General features: G+C 74.3%; 3 protein-coding genes. 1 reads left to right on the top strand and 2 read right to left on the bottom strand.

Annotation, left to right across the window (positions count from 1 at the left end; genetic code table 11):
- Positions 1 to 665: 665 nt before the first annotated feature.
- The gene (locus D1643_RS10555) at positions 666 to 806 is read left to right on the top strand and encodes a hypothetical protein (protein WP_160710572.1); all 141 of its coding nucleotides are present in this window, start codon (positions 666 to 668) and stop codon (positions 804 to 806) included.
- A gap of 343 nt (positions 807 to 1,149) precedes the next feature.
- On the opposite strand, the gene D1643_RS10550 is transcribed toward D1643_RS10555, so the two are convergent.
- A complete protein-coding gene (locus D1643_RS10550; protein WP_236643564.1) occupies positions 1,150 to 2,187 on the bottom strand; it encodes a DMT family transporter in 1,038 nt (345 codons plus the stop codon).
- A partial coding sequence (locus tag D1643_RS10545) for a helix-turn-helix domain-containing protein (RefSeq protein WP_160710570.1) occupies positions 2,184 to 2,706 on the bottom strand: 523 nt, incomplete at its 5' end. The genes D1643_RS10545 and D1643_RS10550, both read right to left, overlap by 4 nt.

Genomic DNA, 2,706 nt, shown 5'->3' with positions numbered 1-2,706 from the left:
GGCGGTGGACGCGGGGCCCGAACGGCGGGCGCGGCGAGCGGCGAAGGCCGTAGCGGGCGCGGCGCCCGGGCGCGGTTCAGGAGGGCGCAGCCCCCGCTGGCTGCGTGTTTTGGCGCGTGACGCGCACGATGGCCGGCCGGCGCATGGCATCCGCGGCGCCGGCCGTCCTGGCGCGCCGTCTTTCGCGGTAACGGATGTTTCACGTGAAACAACGCGCCCTCGCGGTCGGCCGCTTCAAGCGCGGGCGCGGACGAGCGCCTCGGCTTTCAAGTAGAAGGCCTCGGAAAAGCTGTGCCGGTGTAGGGGCGCGTGCTCGGCGCCGCGGGCGTCAAGCAGGCCGCTTTCCTCCTCTTCGGGGTTTCCCTGCTGAGCGCCTCTGCGAGGGCGGGGAGGGCTGAAGGGCCCCGCGGCCAGCGAAGGTGGGCGTCGCCAGCCTTCACGTGGAGTCGCGGCGTGTCCGTCGGCTCGGATAGGCGCGCGAGGAACGAGAATCCCGCGCCGTAGTCGCGTGCTTCGAAGGACGTGCGTCGGATGCGGCGGGATCCCGGGAACGCGGGCGACAACCCCGAGGTCGCGGCAGGGCGCCAGATGCTCGCCGGCCTCATCGCGCTTCTGGCCGCGCTCGTCTGCGCAGGCCTTCCCCGCTCCGGCTCTCTCGGCGTCTCGTGCCGCAGCGGGTGCCCGAGCGGCGCCTCGTGCGCATCAACGCGCTCGACCTGATGATCACGGGCGCGTCATCTCTGGCCGGCCCCGCGTTCGGCGTCTTCCCCTCTGCGACCTCGGTGCTCGGCCGCGCTGCAGGCTGATGCCGCGCTCGCCGTCGCCTGCGCGTGCCTTGCGGCCGCGCCGCCCCTGCCCACGGGCCGAGCGCCGACGCATCCCGCGGAGTCGTCGCCGATCTGCCGGTTGCGCGGGCTGCTCATCCGCGGGGCGTGGCGGTCGGCCGAAGGGCCGCCGCGACGGCCTCGCGTCGCAGGCGTGCGAAACCGGGAGCCAAAGTGGCCAAAAATGACGACCTGACGACGACGGTGGGAACGAGGGGAGCGAAGCGCTTGAAGAAAGCCCTGGTCACGAAAGGCTCTCTCGGCAGCAGGAGCCCGCAACTATGAGGAAGGGACCTTATTAGAAGCCGATTCTGTCGTCAGGTCGTCATTTTTGGCCACTTTCTCGGTATTTTCCGTGCGGCGGTCGGCTTCGGCGGTCGCGGGAGAGCAGCAGCCCGGCGACGGTGAGCGCCATTCCGGCCAGCACGGCCGGCGAGAGGGGCTCGCCGAGAACGGCGGCGGCGCAGGCGGCGGTAACGGCCGGCACCAGGTAGATATAGGTGCTCGTGACCACCGCGCCCAGGTGCTTGACGGCGTATCCCCAGGTGACGAAGCAGGCAGCGGAGGCGATGAGACCCAGGAAGAGCAGGTTCGCCGCGTTCACGGGCTCCACGAGCGACGCGGGCTGGGGCGCGTTGCCGCCTAGGAGCACCGCCGGCGTCATGAGCAGCAGGCCCCAGGCGAAGGTGCGCTTGGTGGCGGCGATGGTCTCGTAGCCGCCGGCGGCCAGGCGCGCCACGAGCAGGGAGTACGCCGCCCACACCGCGGCCGCCGCCAGCGCCAGCGCGCAGCCGACGAGCGCCCCTGCGTCGAGCGCTGCCGCCGCGGCGCCCGGTGCCGTGGTGCTGCGCGTCCAGAGCGCGCCGGGCGCATCGGCGAAGGAGGTGACGGGCCTGGCGTCTGCCGCCCCCGCACCGGCCTCGGCCCCGGCCACCGCGCCCTCGCTCGCCGAACCCGCCAGGCTCACGAGCAGGACGCCCGCCATGGCCAGGGCGAACCCTGCCAGGAAGCGCGGCGAGAGCGTCTCGCGCTGTCCGCGAGCGGCTGCGATGAGCGCGGTGATCAGCGGAGATGTGGTCACGATGACGCCCACGGCGGTGGCGCTGGCGAAGGTGAGCGCCATGTTCTCCAGCAGGTAGTAGGCGGCCACGCCCGTGAGGCCGGCTAGGGCGAACAGCCCCTCGTCCCGGCGGCTGGCCACGGACAGCATGCGCGGACGCAGCGCGCAGAGGGCGGCCAGGCCCAGGGCGAAGCGGATGAGCAGGATCCACTGGGGCGCCAGGTCGGCCAGGAGCACCTTGGTCGAGACGAAGGTGGTCCCCCAGACGAGGATGGTGGCGAGCGCCAGCAGGTGCGCCTTCATCGGGCGTCCTCCCGCGGCGCGTGCGGCGGGCGGCATGCCGGTTCGCTGCCGAGGGACGCGCCCGTTGCAGCCTCGTTCCCCGCCGGCTCCTCGGGCGCCGAGGAACCCGCCGCCCCCTCCTCCCGGACGGCGCGGCGGTAGGCGGCCGGCGTGAGGCCCAGGCGGTCGCGGAAGGCGCGGGTGAGGTGCGCCTGGTCGCTGAAGCCGCAGGCCTGGGCGGCCTCGGCTGGCGTGGCGCCGGCGGCGAGCAGCGCGCGGGCGTGCTCGACGCGCTGCGAGGCGAGGGCCTGCATGGGGGTCAGCCCGAAGCGGCGGCGCCACGCGCGCACGAGCTGGTAGCGCGACATCCCGGCGCGGGCGGCCAGGTCCTCCAGCCGCACGGCGTCCCCCAGATGGCGGCGCAGGTAGGCAGCCGCCCTGTCGAGGCCGTCGGGGCAGCCGGCGGGCGCGTGGGGGGACGGCTCTGACGACGAGCCCGCCGGCGCGGCGCCGCGCGGCTGGCCCCGGAGGCTGTCGCCG

Origin of the sequence: Enterorhabdus sp. P55 (genome assembly GCF_009911695.1) — a bacterium.
Lineage (GTDB): Bacteria > Actinomycetota > Coriobacteriia > Coriobacteriales > Eggerthellaceae > Enterorhabdus.
This window is presented reverse-complemented; position numbering and strand designations above follow the sequence as displayed.

Excerpts from the sequence above, each read along its gene's own strand:
- D1643_RS10550 (WP_236643564.1), bottom strand. The coding sequence starts at position 2,187 with ATGAAGGCGCACCTGCTGGCGCTCGCCACCATCCTCGTCTGGGGGACC.